The organism is Tsuneonella amylolytica (assembly GCF_003626915.1).
GTDB classification, from domain to species: Bacteria; Pseudomonadota; Alphaproteobacteria; order Sphingomonadales; family Sphingomonadaceae; genus Tsuneonella; species Tsuneonella amylolytica.
Genome location: NZ_CP032570.1, coordinates 1,840,977 through 1,857,681 on the forward strand (window position 1 = coordinate 1,840,977; position 16,705 = coordinate 1,857,681).

The window sequence follows — 16,705 nt, forward strand, 5'->3', positions numbered from 1 at the left end:
AGAGAGCTTTGGCCTCGTGATCGGCAGACGGCTTCGTGCCCGATGCCTCCATCAGGAGAACCCAAAATGCTTCAGTTCGAACTCTTAGAACCCGACGCCGAACCTCGTGCTCACCTATTGCCTGTGACGATCGGCGATCGGATCGCCTCTCGTCTGGTCGACGGCTACCATCTCACGCGTAGCTCCATTTCTGCGCTTTTTGCCGAAGAGACCGGGATCCAGAGCTGGGGGACGGCTTGGTCCATCGACGACTACAACGATGCGATCGAGATTGGCGCGCTCCTGTGGCTGAAGTCTCACGGCCGGATTACGCTCGATACAGCGATCCATGAGGCGGACGCGCGCTTCGAATGGCTCGATACCGCCTTGCCTGCCCGTCATGTGCGTAGCGAGGCGCAGATCGAGCTGCAGCAGTTCTCGACCCCGCCCATGCTGGGCTGGCTCATGGCGCGAGCGGCCCAGCTTCGCTCATGCGACCTGGCTCTTGAGCCCTCCGCAGGTAACGGTGCGCTCGCCCTGTGGGCGGCGATGCAAGGCTGCGACCTCGCTCTCAATGAAATCGATCCTGATCGGCGCCTGTCCCTTGCCCATCTGTTTTCCGACGCAACAGTGACCGCCCACGACGGTGAGGTCATCGACCATCTCCTGACCCACAGGCCGCCCACCGTCGTCCTCATGAATCCGCCGTTTGCGCGCAGTCGCGAGCGCGGGGTCAGTGCGGCAACGGCGTTGCGCCACCTTCGCAGCGCGTTCCGTCTCTCGAAGAGCGGCGCTCGCCTCGTCGCGATCATGCCGGAAGGTTTCAATGCGTCTCGCTTCGCCAGCTCATTGAGCGATGCCAGACTGCGGCTTGATGTGCGCATCGCCGGCGCGTTCCGGAGAACGGGCACAGGCATTCGCGTGCGCATGGTGGTGTTCGACAAGGCCGTCGACGACCAGCCGGTGGTCACTGCGGAAGCGGACGATTTGTCCGATCTGGCAACGCTGATCGGCCGACTCCCGCCGCGCCCTCGCGATACTCCGGAAGTTCCCGTGCTGACCGCGCGGCCCGCGACCGGCACTTTGAGAAAGCCAGCGAACGCCCGGCCCGCGGCTCCGTTTGGAACTCGCCCTGCACCTGGCGAGCCGTTCGAAGAGCTCGGCTATGTGACGCTCGATGAGCCCGCGCCCGTCCCGGAGCAGACAGGGATCTATCTTCCCTATCGCCCGAGCCGGGTTCAGATCGGAGGCGCGCCCGTCCATCCGACGCCGCTTGTGGAATCCATCGCGATGGGGTCGGTCGCGGCTCCGAAACCCACCGTGCGCCCAAAGATGCCCGCCGACTGGCGAACACGCGAACTGCTTTCCGAAGCCCAACTCGAAACGCTCGTCTATGCCTGCGAGGCGTTTTCGCACGATCTGCCAGGGCGCTTCCGAGCCACTCAGGAAGGAACCACGCTCGAGCAGGCGGATGATGGAGCCCGTTATCGCCAGGGCTTTTTTCTCGGCGACGGCACCGGAGCGGGAAAGGGGCGGCAGATTGCGTCGGTGATCATGGATCGCTGGCTTGACGGCGAACGCCGACACATCTGGATTACCAAGAATGAGGCGCTGCTCGAGGATGCCCGCCGCGACTGGGAAGCACTCGGCGGCATGCGCCTCGACATTCAGCCACTCTCCAGTTGGAAACTGGGAGTACCGGTTTGTTGGTCCCAGGGCATCCTCTTCATTACCTATCCGACGCTTCGCTCGGGTCGCGCAGACGATACGCGGCTTGACCAGATCCTCGCTTGGACTGGCGATGATTTCGAAGGCGTGATCGCGTTTGATGAGGCCCACGCGATGGCCAACGCCATAGGCAGCCGTAATGCGCGCGGCGCTTCCAAAGGCTCCGAACAGGGCATGGCTGGACTAAGACTGCAGAACCGGCTTCCTCGCGCCCGGATCCTCTACGCCTCGGCTACCGGCGCTTCGGACATTTCCAACCTCGGATATGCGACCCGCCTCGGCTTGTGGGGAGCCGCAACCGCTTTCCCGACACATGAGGCGTTCACGACCGAAATCCGGGCAGGCGGTGTCGCGGCGATGGAGCTCGTCGCCCGGGATCTCAAGGCTCAGGGACTTTACCTCTCGCGCGCGTTGTCCTTCGCGGGAGTCGAGTACGAAATCCTCGAGCACCGTCTGACTGATGCCCAAGTCGCGATCTACGATGCCTATGCCGAGGCCTGGGCGATCATTCATCGCAATCTCGACGAGGCGCTCCAGGCCACCCGGATCGTCGACGAGGACAGCGGCGATACGCTCAACCGCAACGCGAAGGCTGCCGCGATTTCGATCTTCGAAGGCACCAAGCAGAGGTTCTTTGCTCAGCTCCTGCTCTCCATGAAACTCCCGAGCCTGGTCCCCGCGATGGAGGAGTCGCTCGCGGTCGGCCACTCGGTTGTCGTGCAGCTGGTCTCGACGGCCGAGGCGATGCTCGACCGCCGCTTGGCCGATCTCACTCCCGAGGAACGCGAAGCGCTCGATATCGACCTTTCGCCGCGCGAGTACGTCATCGACTATCTCGCCCAGAGCTTCCCCACTCGTCTGATGCAGGTCTTCACCGACGAAGACGGCAATCTGCGTTCCGAACCGATGAGCAACGACGATGGTAATCCGGTCATGTGTCCACGCGCCGTCGCCGCGCGCGATGCACTGATCGAACAGCTCTGCGGTCTGCCGCCGATCGCAACTGCGCTCGATGCGATTATCGAACACTTTGGAACCGGCAGCGTCGCCGAAGTGACGGGCAGGACGAGACGACTGGTCTTGGGGCGGGACGGACAGCAGCGGCTCGAACGCCGCGGCGGTTCGGCCAATGTTGCCGAGGCTCAGGCCTTCATGGATGGCGCCAAGCGCATCCTGGTCTTTTCCGACGCCGGCGGAACGGGCCGTTCCTACCACGCCGACCTCAATTGCGAAAACCGGCAGCGGCGCGTGCATTTCCTGCTCGAGCCGGGGTGGCGCGCCGACAATGCAATCCAGGGCTTGGGCCGGACCAATCGCACCAACCAGGCTTGCGCGCCGCTGTTCCGACCTGTGACCACGGATGTGAGGGGTGAGCGGCGGTTCATCTCGACGATCGCCCGGCGGCTCGACAGCCTCGGTGCGCTCACCCGCGGACAGCGGCAAACGGGCGGACAGAACCTGTTCGATCCGGCCGATAATCTCGAAAGCGATTACGCCAGAGACGCGCTGACCCGCTGGTTCCACCTGCTATACGACGGCAAGCTCGAGGCCACGAGCTTCGCCGGGTTTGTGCGTCAGACCGGTCTGCGGCTCGAAGGCCCCGAGGGTGGTCTTACGGACGACCTGCCCTCGATCCAACGTTGGCTCAACCGCGTGCTCGCGCTGCGGATTGGGATGCAGAACGCGATCTTCGACGAATATCTTGCTCTGATCGAAGCGCGCGTAGAGGCCGCCCGCGAAGCGGGAACACTCGATCTCGGGCTCGAAACGGTCAAGGTCGACAGCTGTCGAGTAATTTCGGATCAGATCCTTCGCAGCGACCCGCTCACCGGTGCTGAAACCCGCCTCCTCTCGCTGGAGATCGAGCGGCACTTGCGGCCGCTGCGCTTCGGGCGGCTCGCGCGACTGAATGACATTGGCTCGCCCGATGGCATACCCCTGCACAATGCACGCTCCGGCCGCGTGGCGCTCAGCGTTCCCGCGCGCCGTTTGATTGCCGACGACGGCGGTGTGATCGAGCGGCGGCGTCTGCTGCGTCCGCTCAAATCCGCCAACTGGACCCGCGAGGCGCTCGCCGAAAGCGCTTGGGAGGCCATCGATCCGGCTTCGTTCGAACGTCTCTGGCGCGCGGAAGAGATCGAAGCCGCGAAAGAGCCGGTCCGCGAACGCGTGCACCTCGCAACCGGGCTGCTACTCCCGGTCTGGAAGCGCCTGCCCGGCGATCACGTGCGCGTAACCCGTATCGTTTCGGCCGACGGGGCCTCCATCATCGGCCGCGAGGTGGTGGCCGCGGATATCGCCAAGGTGTCGGAGACCTTCGGCCTCGGCAACTCGGCCTTGCCTACTCAGGGTGAATTGGCCGCTCTCGTCCTGTCTAGCGGCACCGCACAGACCTTGCAGAGCCATGATCCGCTGATCGTCAAGCGCAGTCTCGTCGGTGGTGAGCAGCGCATCGAGCTCACTGGCTTCGCGCCCGATCGGCTCGACTGGTACAAGGCCAAAGGCTGCGTCACCGAGATCATCCGCTACCGAACGCGCTTGTTCGTGCCTGTGCCCAATGGGGCGGCCATTCTTCAAGCGCTCGCCCCCTGATCAGCGGCAGCACGTCCCACAGCAGAGAGAAGAGAGTGCCATGGGCTGGCGAACCTTGTGGGATGCACCCGCACCGGTTCGTTCAATCCATCAGGAGACGATCGATGATCCAGTCCATTCCCTTGAAGAAGCTCGTCCCGAGCCCACGCAACGTCCGGAAGGTGAGCGATGCCACTGCCGATGCACAGCTCAAGGCCGATATCGCGGCCCGCGGCCTCCTCCAGAACCTCGTCGTGCGCAAGGCTGCGCGCGGCAAGTTTGAAGTCGAGGCCGGCGGCCGGCGGCTTGCCGCGTTGCAGTCGCTCGCCGAGGACGGCGCAATTCCCACAACCCACGAAGTGACCTGCCTCGTCATTGAAGGCGACGAATGCGAAGTGCGCGAAGCGAGCCTGGCCGAAAACTTCCAGCGCCTGGCGATGAATCCCGCTGACGAAGCGCAGGCATTCGCCGCAATCATCGAAGCGGGCGCCACGACCGAGGACGTCGCCCGGCGCTTCGGCCTGACCGTCCGCTTCGTCGAAGGCCGACTGCGGCTCGCTTCGCTTGCGCCGTGCGTCTTCGAAGCGCTGGCGGAAGGCGCGATCACGCTCGACATGGCCAAGGCCTATGGCGCGGTCTCGGACACCGAGCGGCAAGCTCACGTCTTCGCCGAGCTGCAAGATGCCTGGTACCAGATCACGCCCGATACGATCCGACGGATGGTGCTGGACGCGACCGTGCGCGGCGGCGATCCGCGCGCGATCCTGGTCGGTCGCGAGGCCTATCTCCAGGCCGGCGGGCGGATCGAGCGCGAGCTTTTCGACGACGATGCCAGCGAGAGCTGGGTCGATATCGCGCTGCTCGAGGGTCTCGCTCACAAGAAAATGGAGGAGGCAGCGAGCGTCAAGGCGCGCGAACTCGGTCTTGCTTGGGTCCGTCCGACGCTCGGGGCCTATGTCTGCCACGATCTGATCGAGGGGCTCAGCCGCCTTTCCGCCGAGCCGGCCCCGTTGAATGAAGCGGAAGCTGAGGAACTTTCGATACTCGAGGCAGACTACGACCGTGAAGCGGCAGTCCTCGAGGACGAGGACAGCAGCGAGGAGGAGGTCGCGAGAGCCGAGGAGCAACTGGCCCGCATCGATCGGGCGATGCGAGCGCTCAATGATCGCCCGCCGGTGCTTGCCGACGATCTGAAGGAAGAAGCGGGGGCGTTCCTGGTCCTGTCGCGCGGTGGCGAGCCTACTCTTGTTCCGCAGTACTACACGGAAAGCGAGGTGGCACAGCCGGACGAAGGCATCATCGAGCCCGTCGAAGATGGCGGCGATGCGTCGGGCAAGCCTGCAACCTATTCGCAGCGGCTGCTCGACGAACTGGCGATGCAGCGCCGCGACGTCCTCGCCATCCATCTCGCCAACGACCCCGGCCTGGCGCTCGACCTCATGATCTTTACGTTGGCCGATGCCGATGGTCACGACTGGCGCGCCAAGAAGGCGGTCACGATCTCTGGGCCGACTGCGAACGGCCCGGTCTCGGGATTTGAAGCCAAAGATGCTCCGGCGAGTGCGGCGCTAGCGGAGTTCACTGGTTCGCTCGACGAAAGCTGGCGCGCCGGCGCTTCGGACGTCGAGCGATTTGCCGCCTTTCGGGCACTCCCCGAAGAGGCGCGCAGCCTATGGCTCGGCTTCGTGGTTGCCCGCACGCTCATTGCCAGCCACAACATCGATGCGGAGCGCGGACTCCCACTCCACGACGCACTGGGCGCCTTGCTTGAGATCGAGATGGCGCACTGGTGGAGGCCGACGGCTGCGAACTTCTTCGATCGCGTGCCGAAAGCGCGCATCCTCGAAGCCTTCGATGCCGTGGGCGGGCCCGAGCTTGTCAGCCGCTATGCCGGTTCCAAGAAGGCCGATCTCGCATCGGCTGCCGAACGAATCTTCTCGGGCGAGTTCATCGGCGAGGCGGAGGTGAAGCAGCAGGCGTTGGCCTGGGTTCCAGCCGTCATGCGTTTCGGCACTCCGAGGGAAGAACCCATCGGCAACGATGAAACGTCTGCTGAGTCGGAAGACGCCAACGACGAATTGACCGAGCAAGCTGCCTGACCCTCCTGACAGATCGGCTTGCGCGGTCGGCGGTCCGTCCATTTTTGGACGGGCCGCCTTTGGTCGTTTTGGCCAAGTCTGAACCGTCAGTCGTTCTACCTAGTGGATGAGACGTCCTCGCTAGATAATCAGCAGGAGCGCCGTTGCGAACGTCTGCCTGGAGCTCCATGATGAGCAGCGAGAGGATGCGAGATCGATCACGCCACAGCCAACCTGCCGTCGAGGGATTTTGAGGTCACCTCAATATTTTACGCCAAGCTGGGGTTCGAGCGGGACTGGCGGGATGACGGCTGGATGATTTTGAAGCGTGACAGCGTGATCCTGGAGTTCTTCCCGCATCCAGACCTGAACCCAGCCGAAAGCTGGTTCAGCTGTTGTCTTCGGCTTGATGACGTGGCCGCGTTTTACTCGGTCTGTTTAGACGCTGGAGTGCCAGAGCAATGTTGGGGTCACCCCCGGGCTCAGCCCCCGCAGCAGGAAGATGGCGGTCTCCTGATCGGAGCCCTGATCGATCCAGACGGAACCCTCATTCGCCTTATTCAAAACTGATTGCCGCGCCGGCTTTCAAGGTCACCAGAAATCGACGAGCGCATTGATTGTCAGCGGGGTCACACCCCAGTGGACAGCCTTTGATCCTCTTGGGGAACCCGTACCAACTATAGCATCGTTCCTCTCTTGAGGAGCGCGCAAATGCAATACGATTTGATCATCATCGGCACGGGCACGGCGGCAATGGTCGCAGCGATGCGGGTGCGCGATGCAGGTTGGGCGGTTGCTGTAATCGACGAGAAGCCGTTTGGCGGCACTTGCGCCTTGCGCGGTTGCGACCCCAAGAAGATGCTCGTCTCGGGCGCAGAGGTCATCGATGCGGAGCGCCGGATGAGCGGACACGGCGTCGACGGTGATTTGCGGATCGACTGGCCGGAATTGATCGGTTTCAAGCGCACCTTCACCGATCCCGTGCCGGAGAAGCACGAGCACCGCTACCGCGATAAGGGCATCGACACTTTTCACGGTGCGGCCAAGTTCACCGGCCCGAACTCCCTCAAGGTCGATGCAGCAGAGCTAAGCGGCCGTCATGTTCTGATTGCCTCGGGCGCCGCACCCGTGCCGCTCGGTATCCCGGGCGAGGACCATCTGGTCGATAATGAGTTCTTCCTGGCCATGGAGCAACTGCCACGGCGGATCGTCCTGGTCGGCGGCGGCTACATTGCAGCGGAGTTTTCCCACATTGCCGCACGCGCTGGCGCCAAGGTGACGGTGGTCCAGCGCAGTCCGCGCATGCTGACGCACTTCGAGCCGGAGCTCGTCGGCTGGCTGACGGAGTCGTTCGACAGTATCGGGGTGCAAGTCCTGACCGATACGACCGTCGTTGCGATCGAGCGCAAAGACAGCGGATTTGTCGTGCATGGCGAAAGGGGTGACGACAGGATCGCCGTGGAGGCCGACCTGGTCGTTCACGCCGCCGGCCGCGCCCCTGCACTCGACCGTCTGAACCTCGAAGTCGCCGATGTTGCTGTCGCTCAAGGTCGGCTCAAACTCAACGAGTACCTGCAAAGCGTGACAAACCCGGCAGTATATGCGGCCGGCGATGCTGCCCAGCAGGGACCGCCGCTGACGCCTGTTTCGAGCCATGATGCGAAGGTGGTCGCGGGCAACCTGCTCGAAGGCAACCAGCGAACGCCGGACTATCGGGGCGTGCCGAGTGTCGCCTTTACGCTTCCGCCGATTGCAGCTGTGGGCATGGGCGAGGACGAGGCGCGCAGATCGGGAGCGCAATTCCGGTTGAAATGCGAGCGCGCTTCGCGCTGGTACACGGCGAGGCGGCTTGCCGAGCCGGTTTACGGATACAAGACGCTGGTCGAGGAAGGCACGGGTCGAATTCTGGGTGCGCACCTCGTCGGTCCTCACGCGGACGAGGTCATCAACATCTTCGCCCTGGCTATCCGGCACAATCTCACCGCCGATGATCTGAAGAGCACCATGTTTGCTTATCCTACCGGGGCATCGGACGTAGGCTACATGCTCTAGGGGGCAACGCCGTCCAGCATGTCGATGACCGGACAGTCGGGCACGTGCCCACCCGAACAGCGCTCGACCGTCGAGGCGAGCAGTCGCTCCAGTCGCTCGAGGTCCGCCATTTTGCGCCTGACCTGGTCCAGATGATGAACCGCGATTTCGCGAACTTCGTCGCAGCACGCCTCTTCGGGGCCGCCCAGTTCAAGGATGGCGCGCACTTCGCCAGGCGTGAAGCCAAGCTCCCTCGCCCGCTTTATAAAGCTCAGGGCCCTGACATGCTGGTCGGTAAAGACCCTGTGGCCGCCTTCGGTTCGATCGGGCTCGGCGAGCAGGCCAACTTTTTCGAAGTAGCGAATTGTCTCGATATGCACGCCTGTGCGGCGGGCGAGTTCGCCTATCGAAAGACCGCCCACGCAGAAACTCCTTGATCCTGTAGCGACTACAGGTGGCACATAGCGCCGAATCGCGCTGGAGACGAGACCTGACTGATCGAAGTGCCCCTTCCGTTATCCGACTGCAGGGACCCGAGCGAGGCGTCGCTGCCGTTGGAACGGCAGCCAGCTTGACCGCCCTGTTCTCTGCTGCTGCGTGCTGCGTGCTGCCTCTCGCGCTCGCCGGGCTAGGGCTCGGAGCAGGCGGTCTCGCTATATTCGTCCCCTACCGATGGCCGATGACAATCATCGCCTCGGTTCTGATCATTGCGGGTTGGATGCTCTACTTGCGCAAGCATCGCGCTTGCTCTGCTGACGCGGACTGTGCGGTGCCGGCGCCAAGTCGAGCCACGCTGGCGATGCTCGTGGGTGCGACGGTGATCGTCGTTATCAGCGCGTTGTGGGGTTTTATCGAGCAGCCGCTGATGCGCGTGCTGGGCGGCGCGTGATGCAGACAACCTCTACCATCACATGTCCCAAGTGCGGCGGCACTTCGGTCGAAACAATGCCGACCGATGCCTGCTGGTTTTTCTACGACTGCCGCCATTGCGGCGTGAAGCTCAGACCGCTTTCCGGCGATTGTTGCGTCTTCTGCTCCTTCGCAGATGTTCCGTGTCCGCCGATCCAGGAAGCCCAACAGTCCGGTTCGCCGTCCGGATGCTGCGGAGCTGGATAGCAGATATCCCCCGCGCCGCTCCGCTCGAGGCGGAGGACGCCGGTCGCACCTATGCGACTCTTGGGCGAGATCTACAGTCTCTCCGCACTATTCGTCGCAGAGCGCAAAGCTGACACGACGTCCAGATGAGAGGAAAGAAGGCTTCTTCTGATTGCCACGGGACAACCTCGTTCCGGCAATCGGGAGACACCTTATGTCCAGGTTTGAACGCCGCAGCGGCGGGCAATCCCCTGCTGCGCAAATCACCTCTGTGATTATCGAGAAACTCGAGCAGGGAACCAGACCATGGGTAAAGCCATGGCGCGGGGTACCGGTATCACGACCCCTGCGCAGTTGCGGCACGCCCTATCGGGGCATGAACACCTTCTGGCTGTGGATGATCGCCGAAGCGGCCGGGTTTCTGTCGCCCTACTGGATGACATACCGGCAATGCCAGAAGCTCGGCGGGCAGGTCCGCAAGGGCGAGAAGTCGACGATCGCGATCTTCTACAAGAGCTACGACAAGCAGGTGGAGCGCGAAGATGGCGAAGAAGGCACCGAGACGCGGCGTGTCCTGAAGGCCTATGCGGTCTTCAACGCCGACCAGTGCGATGGCTTGCCTGAGATGTACCGCGCCAGGCATGAACTCGAGCCGGTCGAGCCTGCGGGGCGGGAAGAGCGGCTCGACGCTTTCTTTTCAGAGGTGGGCGCTGAACTTCGGCATCAAGGAGCCGAAGCCTACTACGAGCCCATCCTGGATCGGATTACGATGCCGCCGGCGACGCTGTTCAATGGCTACGACCACTACTACGCAACGCTGGCGCACGAACTCTCGCACTGGACCGGACATGGCTCTCGCCTAGGTCGCGATCTCAAGAACCGCTTTGGAAGCGGATCCTACGCGGCCGAGGAACTGGTGGCGGAGTTGTCCGCCGCGATCCTGGGCGCCGAGCTCGGTCTGCCGGTCGCGCATCTCGACCACCATGCGAGCTACATCGCGCATTGGCTTGAGCTTCTGAAATCCGATGATCGAGCCATGCTCACGGCAGCCGCCAAGGCGGAAGAGGCTGCGAGCCTCATCCTGAAGCTCGGAGGGCGTTCGGGCGCCGGTAGCGAGGCTGCGGCAGCCGATCTCGCCGAAGCGGCTTGAGGGAGGTGGATGATGGGACGTTCCGTCAGCTATCCGTCCGGCGCAATCGTCGCCTTCCGTACTTTGGAGATCGAAGACGAGGATGATTGGGAGTGGGAATACGAGTGTCTCGTCGAGGAGGTGATCGAAACCGCGCGCAGCACCTTTCCCTCACTTGAACCCTGCGAGGGGTGGCGCGGCCGCGAAGATCGCATTCTGCTGCGCAACGCCTTTGCCGATTGCGGGATCTCCACCTACTGCGGACTTGCCGCCATCTGGCTCGCCGAGCGCGACGACAGCCGGTACTTGGAAGCCGATGCCTCTCATCCGCGGTCCGGGCGGGCGCAGCGCTGGCTTTCGCAGGTGGCGAGCCGGTTCGAAGCGACATTCGGTGAGCTACGCATGATTGGGCGGTTTTCGAACGGCGAGGCGTTATTTGAACGAAGTTCTGTTCAAATGAGCCCCTAAGAGCTATATCGTTCATATGAAAGGATTCGCCGATGGCAACGAGAGCCGCTGAAGTCGAGGAGGGAGATGGCAAGGTCCTGACCGCCGCAATCACAAGAATTGCGGAGTTCTGGGGCCTCACCAATGCCAAACTTGGTGCGGTTCTCGGGCTGTCTCAGGCCACCGTCTCGCGGTTGCGCTCGGGCAGGTCCGAGCTCGATCCGGCCAGCAAGTCGTTCGAAGCCGGCCAGTTTCTGCTTCGCCTGTTCCGCTCGCTCGATGCGCTGCTCGGCAGCGACGATTTGGCTGCTCGAGCCTGGCTCGCGACCCCAAATCTCGACCTCGAGGCACGGCCGCTTGACCTGATCGACAGCTTCAAGGGCCTCATGACGGTTTGCGACTATGTGGACGCCCACCGCGCTCGCGTCTGAGCTGCGCCGGTATCGCAGGACGGTCTGGCGTGTCGTCGAGGCGCAGCATCGCATCTCGACCAATCGCCTTGCCGCAACTCTCGCGGACCAGAAGCGGCTCGAAGAACTTGCCGATGCTGCCAAGCCCGATCTGCCCAAGGCAGCGCGCGGCCTGCACTACCTTCTCGCCTCGCCCTTTCGCTACGGCCACGGCGTTGCCAGCCGTTTTCGGCGCGCGAACGAGCGCCCCGGCATCTTCTATGCAAGCGAGGCCGAGCAGACCGCGATCACTGAAACCGCCTACTGGCGGCTCCGCTTCATCAGCCGCTCACCCGGGTTCGTCCCCGGCAACCGCACCAGCGAGCATCTGAGCTTCTCCGTTCCCGTCTCCATCGCCCGCTTGCTTGACACCACGCGCCCGCCTCTGTCGCGCGACAGCAAACGCTGGGCCGACCCGGTCGACTATTCCGCGTGTCAGGATCTCGCCGAGGCTGCTCGTGCCGCGGGCGGACAGGCGATCCGCTCGCCGTCGGCGCGCGATCCGCAGGGGATCAATCTCGCGCTGTTCGATCTCGCCTGCTTTGCCAAGGCCCAGCCCGATCACGGACGCGGCTGGCACCTGCGCCTCGAAGGCCGGCGCCTCACTGCACTGGCTGCGTTTCCTTCGGACGAGGTGCTGGAATTTACGGCCGAGCAGTTCGGGTTACCTTCGCTCGGCTGAAGCTCGACCCGCACGGTCCCTCTTCGCGGGGCCTGCCGGAGCCAGATTTCCTGCCTGTCCTGTTCGCTCGTGCGGGCCCTGGACCGGTCCGGTTCCGCCGCAACCCGCGCAAGGCTGCGGCCCGTGTGGCCCGCGCCAGCCTTGCCTTGCGGGGTTTCCCGCTGCGCGGTGCGGCGGCCCCCTCGACCCGGTCCCTTTTGGGCCCGGCGAACAGGCCGCAGGAAACTTCTCTTCCCCTGCGGCTGTCGCCTTCGCTCAGGAGGAATGACCCATGTACGACAGCTTCACCGCCCAGCTTGCCGGACTCGATCTGACCGGCTTTTCGGTTCAACCCGCACCTTTCAACGAAACCGATTTTCCCGCCGAACAGGCGAGCGCGCAAACCCTCGCGGCCGTCTGGTCGGACATGTTCGCCTTGTTCGCCGACACCGCGCTCGAGGCCGATGCCGAGGACATCGCCTGGGGCTTCGTCAATCTCTTCCACCGCGCGGCGACCCGCAAATCCGCGCAGGTCGATCGCGCGAGCGACGAGATCCGGGCGCTGCTTGCCGCGGCCGATGGCTCGGAAATCCACTCGAGCAACCTCGAAGAGCAGGTCGAGCGCGCGCAAGCAGCCGAAGCCAGCATGCTCGCTTTCGAGCACATGCGCGAGGTCGCGGCGATGCTGTACCGCGAAGAGACCGGGGCATCCTGGAAGCCGATGACGGGGTCGCGCATAGCGCAGGGAAGGAACCTCACCTCTGCGGTCATCGATGCGCGCGATTTCCTCAAGGTCCGCTCAGAACGTCGGCGAGCCGCACTCACGCCCGAAGGCACCGCCGTGGTCTTCGCCGGAGGACGCGCGAGCTTCGCCACGACCGAGGAGGCGAAGAGCTATGCGGACAACATCTGGGCCACGCTCGACCGAGTGCGTGAGCAGGTGCCCGATATGCTCCTCGTCCATGGCGGCGACGGCAAGGGCGCCGATCGGCTTGCAGCCGCTTGGGCCGAACGCCACGAGGTACAGCAACTGACCTTCGGTCTCGATCGCAGGCTGGGTGCCCGGGCCGGGTTCAAGCGCAACGAGCAGATGCTGGCGATGGCCCCGCGCTATGTGATCGCCTTTCCCGGCAATGGCGTCACCGAGCGTCTCGTCATCGAAGCCAAGGCACACCGCATCACGGTGGTCGATCGCCGCGGTCCGCTGGGCACTAAGCCTTCCGGCAGCTAAGCGCCCCGCTTGCTGCCGTTCAGGGGATGTCGTCGCATTCCCCCAGCAGACAATGAGGTGACCTCGACCGCCGCTGTGGGAGCGGCAGAAACTCGCGACCAGAATATCGCCATTCAGGATCGCGTGGGTGTTGTAACTGAACGGCAATCGAAATCGAGCTCAGGAAGCCATTGAATGTGCGAATTCAATCGTGTGGTCTCTTCAGAGACCTAGGCGAACAGCTTCAAGGCAAAGCTCATCGCCCGGCCTGTCCCGGCCGTCAGAGAACCTGCATGGTCCTCGCCTTCGAATGCTACATATTGCACTTCGCCGAGAGGCAAAGTCGACAAGTCCTCGGCGAACTCACGTGCGGCATCTACCATGCGAACCCATCGAATGGTGGCGCGCAGATCCTCCAAGTCCAAGCCGGCTGGCGCGGTTTGCGGATCGTCCTGCTCAGTCGATCCGACGCCGACCAGCACTCGAGGCCGCGCGCTGGTCTCAGCCAACCGCTTCACGAACTGCTGACGCTCTTTGAGCACGGCAAACTCATTCCACCACAATGAAGGGGCGATGATCGAAAACACCTCAAACGCTTCCGGCCGCTTCAGAAGCGCGTAGGCTGCGAATAGCCCGCCGAGTGAGAACCCATGCAGCATGAGCCGATCGGCCGACGCCTCGGGCACGCGGTCCCGCACCGCCGGCGCCAGCTCGTCTATGAGAAAGGCGAGGAACGCGTCTGCCCCGCCATATTCCGTGCCGGTCAGGGAGGTCATCGGGTTGCGGGCGTCCCTCGGGGTTTCGGGCGTGAAATCGACTGTCCGTGCCTGCAGGCTGTCGAACACGCCTCCAGCATAACCCACCCCCACGATGACGGCTGAATGAAGCGCTCCCATGGCCGAATACATGCTGACGCGCTCGACCGCGGTGCCGAACGTTAGAGAAGAGTCGAGCACAAAGAGTATCGGACAATTCTCAGGAGACCTGCCGGTCGCAAGGAGCGGCAGGGGCCGGGCCAAGCTGATATCGAAGGAGCGGCCCGTTTGGGCTGCCTCAATCGAAAAGCGTTCTGCTCGTTCGAGAGTGGCGGTCGGCATCATCATTCTCCTAAAGAGAGCAGCTTCTCTCTTTGCAATAGCTCGTGATCGCGGGTATGAGAAGAGCCAATGGGGTGAAGGATTGGATGCCGAAACGCAGCCGGGAGTATATGGACAGTCAGCGGCTTCGGTTCTGCGAGGCGGCGATGGCTTGTTTCAGTCGCAACGGCGTGGTGGCGACCAATCTCACCGATATCTGCGACGAGACTGGCCTCAGCATGGGCGCGCTCTACAAGCATTTCGCCAGCCGCGACGAGCTGTTGGTCGCGGTTTTGCAGCTCAGGCTTGAGCACCGGAACGCGCTGCTTCGCGGCGAGACTTGGGCCGAGTTGAGGGACGCCCTCCTTCGCTATCGGAACGATTTGGATGGATTGCCTTTCTGGCGCGAGCTACAGGCCATGGCCGACTGGAACGAGCGCTTGGCCGGCATCCGGGTCGAGCAGGCGGGCCTGATCCTTGCCCAGATCAAGGAGCAACTCGCGCGCTACGTCGCTACCGGCGAAATTAGCCCGGCGTTCGACCTGTCGCGGACGACGCAGCTGGTCAGCATCATATTTGAGGGTTCGCTCACCAGTGTGAGGTCGTCGGGCGATCTCCACATCGTTTTGGAAGACCTGGCCGACTATCTTGACCTGGCCGTGGGGGTGATCAGCGACTGAAGCGTCAGCGGTCGAAGATTTCGTCAGTCGCCGAGTCCGCTTTCTAATCCAGCCAGCCAGCGGTCGAGCAGAAATACGCCGAACCCGGTCGCGCCAGGCCCCGAGCGCGCAGTGCGCCGAGTGGCCCAAGCCGTGCCGGCGATATCGATATGTGCCCATTTCGTCCCGTGCGCGAATCGTTCGAGAAACTTAGCGCCCGCGGTCGATGAGCCGCCGCCCACCCCGAGAAACCCTACCGCGCCGAAGTTGGAGACATCGGCGACTGCGGAGTCGACGAGGTAATCCTGTGACGCGCTCAGCGGCATTCGCCATAGCGGCTCGCCGGCCACTTCGCCGGCACGCATCAACGCATTGGCCAAGCCGGCATCGGAGGCATAGAGGCCAGCAAACTCCTCATGAAGGACGCCGGCTATCATCCCCGTTAATGTTGCGATGTCGACGACGTACGCGGGCGCGTAGTTCTCAATTGCATAGGTGATCCCGTCAGCCAGAACGAGCCGCCCCTCGGCATCGGTGTTGACAATTTCCACGGTGAGCCCGGCGAGCGAGCGCACCACATCGCCAGGGCGGGCGCTACGACCATCGATGACGTTCTCTGCCATGGGAACGATGACAACGATATTGGTGCGCGCCTTACGGGAAGCGGCGAGTTCGATTGCGCCGAGCACCGACGCGGCGCCCCCCATATCAAACTTCATCTTCTCGATAATTGGCCGCGTCTTGATGTTGAGCCCGCCTGCATCGAAGGTCAGCCCCTTACCGACAAAAGCTGCGTCCCAGCCTTCGCGGGCAGGGTCACCACGCCACTCGGCTATGACCATCCGCGGTTCGTGTTCAGAAGAGCGGCCCACGGCCAACAGCGCGCCGGTACCCAGCTCTTCCAGCTCCGCCGGTCCGAGCACGCGTACCGAGACGCCATGCCTCTCAAGCGCCGATGCGGCTTCATCTGCGAACACAGCCGGGGTCAGCAGATTAGCGGGTTGCTCCACCCAGGCTCGCGCTCGGTTGATTGCTTCGGAGACACGCTGCGCCTCCTCGGCATGGACCATATCGGCTGAGTTGATCACCAGCCGCTCTGGTTGAAAGCCTGGCACCGCATCGCTTCGGCCCTGCTCGAGGCGATAGCTGTGGAGCAGTGCTCCTGTGAGCAATGACTGGAGAGCGTCGGGGCCGCCCAGATCATCGCAGCCCGGCAAGCGCACGCTCGCGATCCGCAGGGTCCGCATGGCGTCCACCAAGTGTCCGCCGGCGGCAAGCCATCGCTCGGTTGTGTCCGTACCCTCCGCACCAGTGCCGACCACAAGCAACCGCGGCAAGGCGTCGTCGCCCACGATGTCGAGCCAACGACCTTGATCCGGCGCAAAGTCCGCTGAGCGGATGGCGGCCGAGGCGCGGGGCCGCTGAGGATCAGCGCCGATTATCTCGCCCGATCCTCGCGCCGCAAATAAGGCCGTTGTCGACGGCGTCTCGTGCGAGACCATCATGAGGGTGTGCCAACTCGTCATCGCTTCACTAATACCCCTTGCACCGATAAAAGAAAGAGGACATAATCTTTTTATTGGATTGAGATT

The 16,705-nt window shown here is 63.4% G+C and carries 15 protein-coding genes; 12 read left to right on the forward strand and 3 right to left on the reverse strand.

Translation table 11 applies throughout. The features are described 5' to 3' along the window. The first annotated feature begins 66 nt into the window (after positions 1-66). The 4 genes from D4766_RS09060 (at position 67) to D4766_RS09075 (ending at position 8,408) form a co-directional block, all read left to right on the forward strand. Positions 67-4,299, forward strand: a complete 4,233-nt coding sequence (locus tag D4766_RS09060; RefSeq protein ID WP_120717169.1) for a strawberry notch family protein — start codon at positions 67-69, stop codon at positions 4,297-4,299. 104 nt (positions 4,300-4,403) lie between these two features. Beyond that, a complete protein-coding gene (locus tag D4766_RS09065) occupies positions 4,404-6,377 on the forward strand; it encodes a ParB/RepB/Spo0J family partition protein (RefSeq protein WP_120717170.1) in 1,974 nt (657 codons plus the stop codon). Positions 6,378-6,569: 192 nt separating this feature from the next. After that, entirely contained in the window at positions 6,570-6,926 is a 357-nt protein-coding gene (locus D4766_RS13930; RefSeq protein WP_120717171.1) for a bleomycin resistance protein, read from the forward strand. 141 nt (positions 6,927-7,067) lie between these two features. Next, a complete protein-coding gene (locus tag D4766_RS09075) occupies positions 7,068-8,408 on the forward strand; it encodes a dihydrolipoyl dehydrogenase family protein (protein WP_120717172.1) in 1,341 nt (446 codons plus the stop codon). On the opposite strand, the gene D4766_RS09080 is transcribed toward D4766_RS09075, so the two are convergent. Further along, a complete protein-coding gene (locus D4766_RS09080) occupies positions 8,405-8,809 on the reverse strand; it encodes a MerR family transcriptional regulator (protein ID WP_057883273.1) in 405 nt (134 codons plus the stop codon). The two genes, D4766_RS09075 and D4766_RS09080, sit on opposite strands and share 4 nt — an antisense overlap. 257 nt (positions 8,810-9,066) lie before the next feature. Here D4766_RS09080 and D4766_RS09085 point away from each other — a divergent pair, with 257 nt between their 5' ends. The 7 genes from D4766_RS09085 (at position 9,067) to D4766_RS09115 (ending at position 13,399) form a co-directional block, all read left to right on the forward strand. After that, positions 9,067-9,276, forward strand: coding sequence for a hypothetical protein (locus tag D4766_RS09085; protein ID WP_120717173.1), 210 nt, complete (start codon positions 9,067-9,069; stop codon positions 9,274-9,276). Continuing rightward, positions 9,276-9,503 carry a GDCCVxC domain-containing (seleno)protein gene (locus D4766_RS14155; protein ID WP_120717174.1) on the forward strand — a complete coding sequence of 76 codons (228 nt, stop codon included), beginning with the start codon at positions 9,276-9,278 and terminating at the stop codon, positions 9,501-9,503. Before D4766_RS09085 ends, D4766_RS14155 begins: the two co-directional genes overlap by 1 nt. Positions 9,504-9,696: 193 nt before the next feature. After that, positions 9,697-10,632 carry an ArdC family protein gene (locus tag D4766_RS09095; RefSeq protein ID WP_120717175.1) on the forward strand — a complete coding sequence of 312 codons (936 nt, stop codon included), beginning with the start codon at positions 9,697-9,699 and terminating at the stop codon, positions 10,630-10,632. Positions 10,633-10,644: 12 nt separating this feature from the next. Next, positions 10,645-11,079 (forward strand): hypothetical protein, encoded by a 435-nt coding sequence (locus tag D4766_RS09100; RefSeq protein ID WP_120718149.1) that lies wholly within the window; start codon positions 10,645-10,647, stop codon positions 11,077-11,079. Positions 11,080-11,111: 32 nt separating this feature from the next. After that, the gene (locus D4766_RS09105) at positions 11,112-11,489 is read left to right on the forward strand and encodes an antitoxin Xre/MbcA/ParS toxin-binding domain-containing protein (protein ID WP_120717176.1); all 378 of its coding nucleotides are present in this window, start codon (positions 11,112-11,114) and stop codon (positions 11,487-11,489) included. Continuing rightward, complete coding sequence (locus tag D4766_RS09110; RefSeq protein WP_120717177.1) at positions 11,461-12,189, forward strand: RES family NAD+ phosphorylase; 729 nt, start codon at positions 11,461-11,463, stop codon at positions 12,187-12,189. Before D4766_RS09105 ends, D4766_RS09110 begins: the two co-directional genes overlap by 29 nt. A 271-nt stretch (positions 12,190-12,460) precedes the next feature. After that, positions 12,461-13,399, forward strand: a complete 939-nt coding sequence (locus D4766_RS09115; protein ID WP_120717178.1) for a DUF2493 domain-containing protein — start codon at positions 12,461-12,463, stop codon at positions 13,397-13,399. A gap of 209 nt (positions 13,400-13,608) precedes the next feature. Here the strand turns inward: D4766_RS09115 and D4766_RS09120 are convergent, their stop codons facing one another. Next, on the reverse strand, positions 13,609-14,475 hold the full coding sequence (locus tag D4766_RS09120) for an alpha/beta hydrolase (protein WP_162935722.1): 867 nt from the start codon (positions 14,473-14,475) through the stop codon (positions 13,609-13,611). A gap of 44 nt (positions 14,476-14,519) precedes the next feature. Here D4766_RS09120 and D4766_RS09125 point away from each other — a divergent pair, with 44 nt between their 5' ends. Then, a complete protein-coding gene (locus D4766_RS09125) occupies positions 14,520-15,134 on the forward strand; it encodes a TetR/AcrR family transcriptional regulator (RefSeq protein WP_162935723.1) in 615 nt (204 codons plus the stop codon). Positions 15,135-15,157: 23 nt separating this feature from the next. Here D4766_RS09125 and D4766_RS09130 read toward each other — a convergent pair whose 3' ends face one another. After that, a complete protein-coding gene (locus D4766_RS09130) occupies positions 15,158-16,618 on the reverse strand; it encodes a leucyl aminopeptidase family protein (RefSeq protein WP_162935724.1) in 1,461 nt (486 codons plus the stop codon). Between the last annotated feature and the right edge of the window lie 87 nt (positions 16,619-16,705).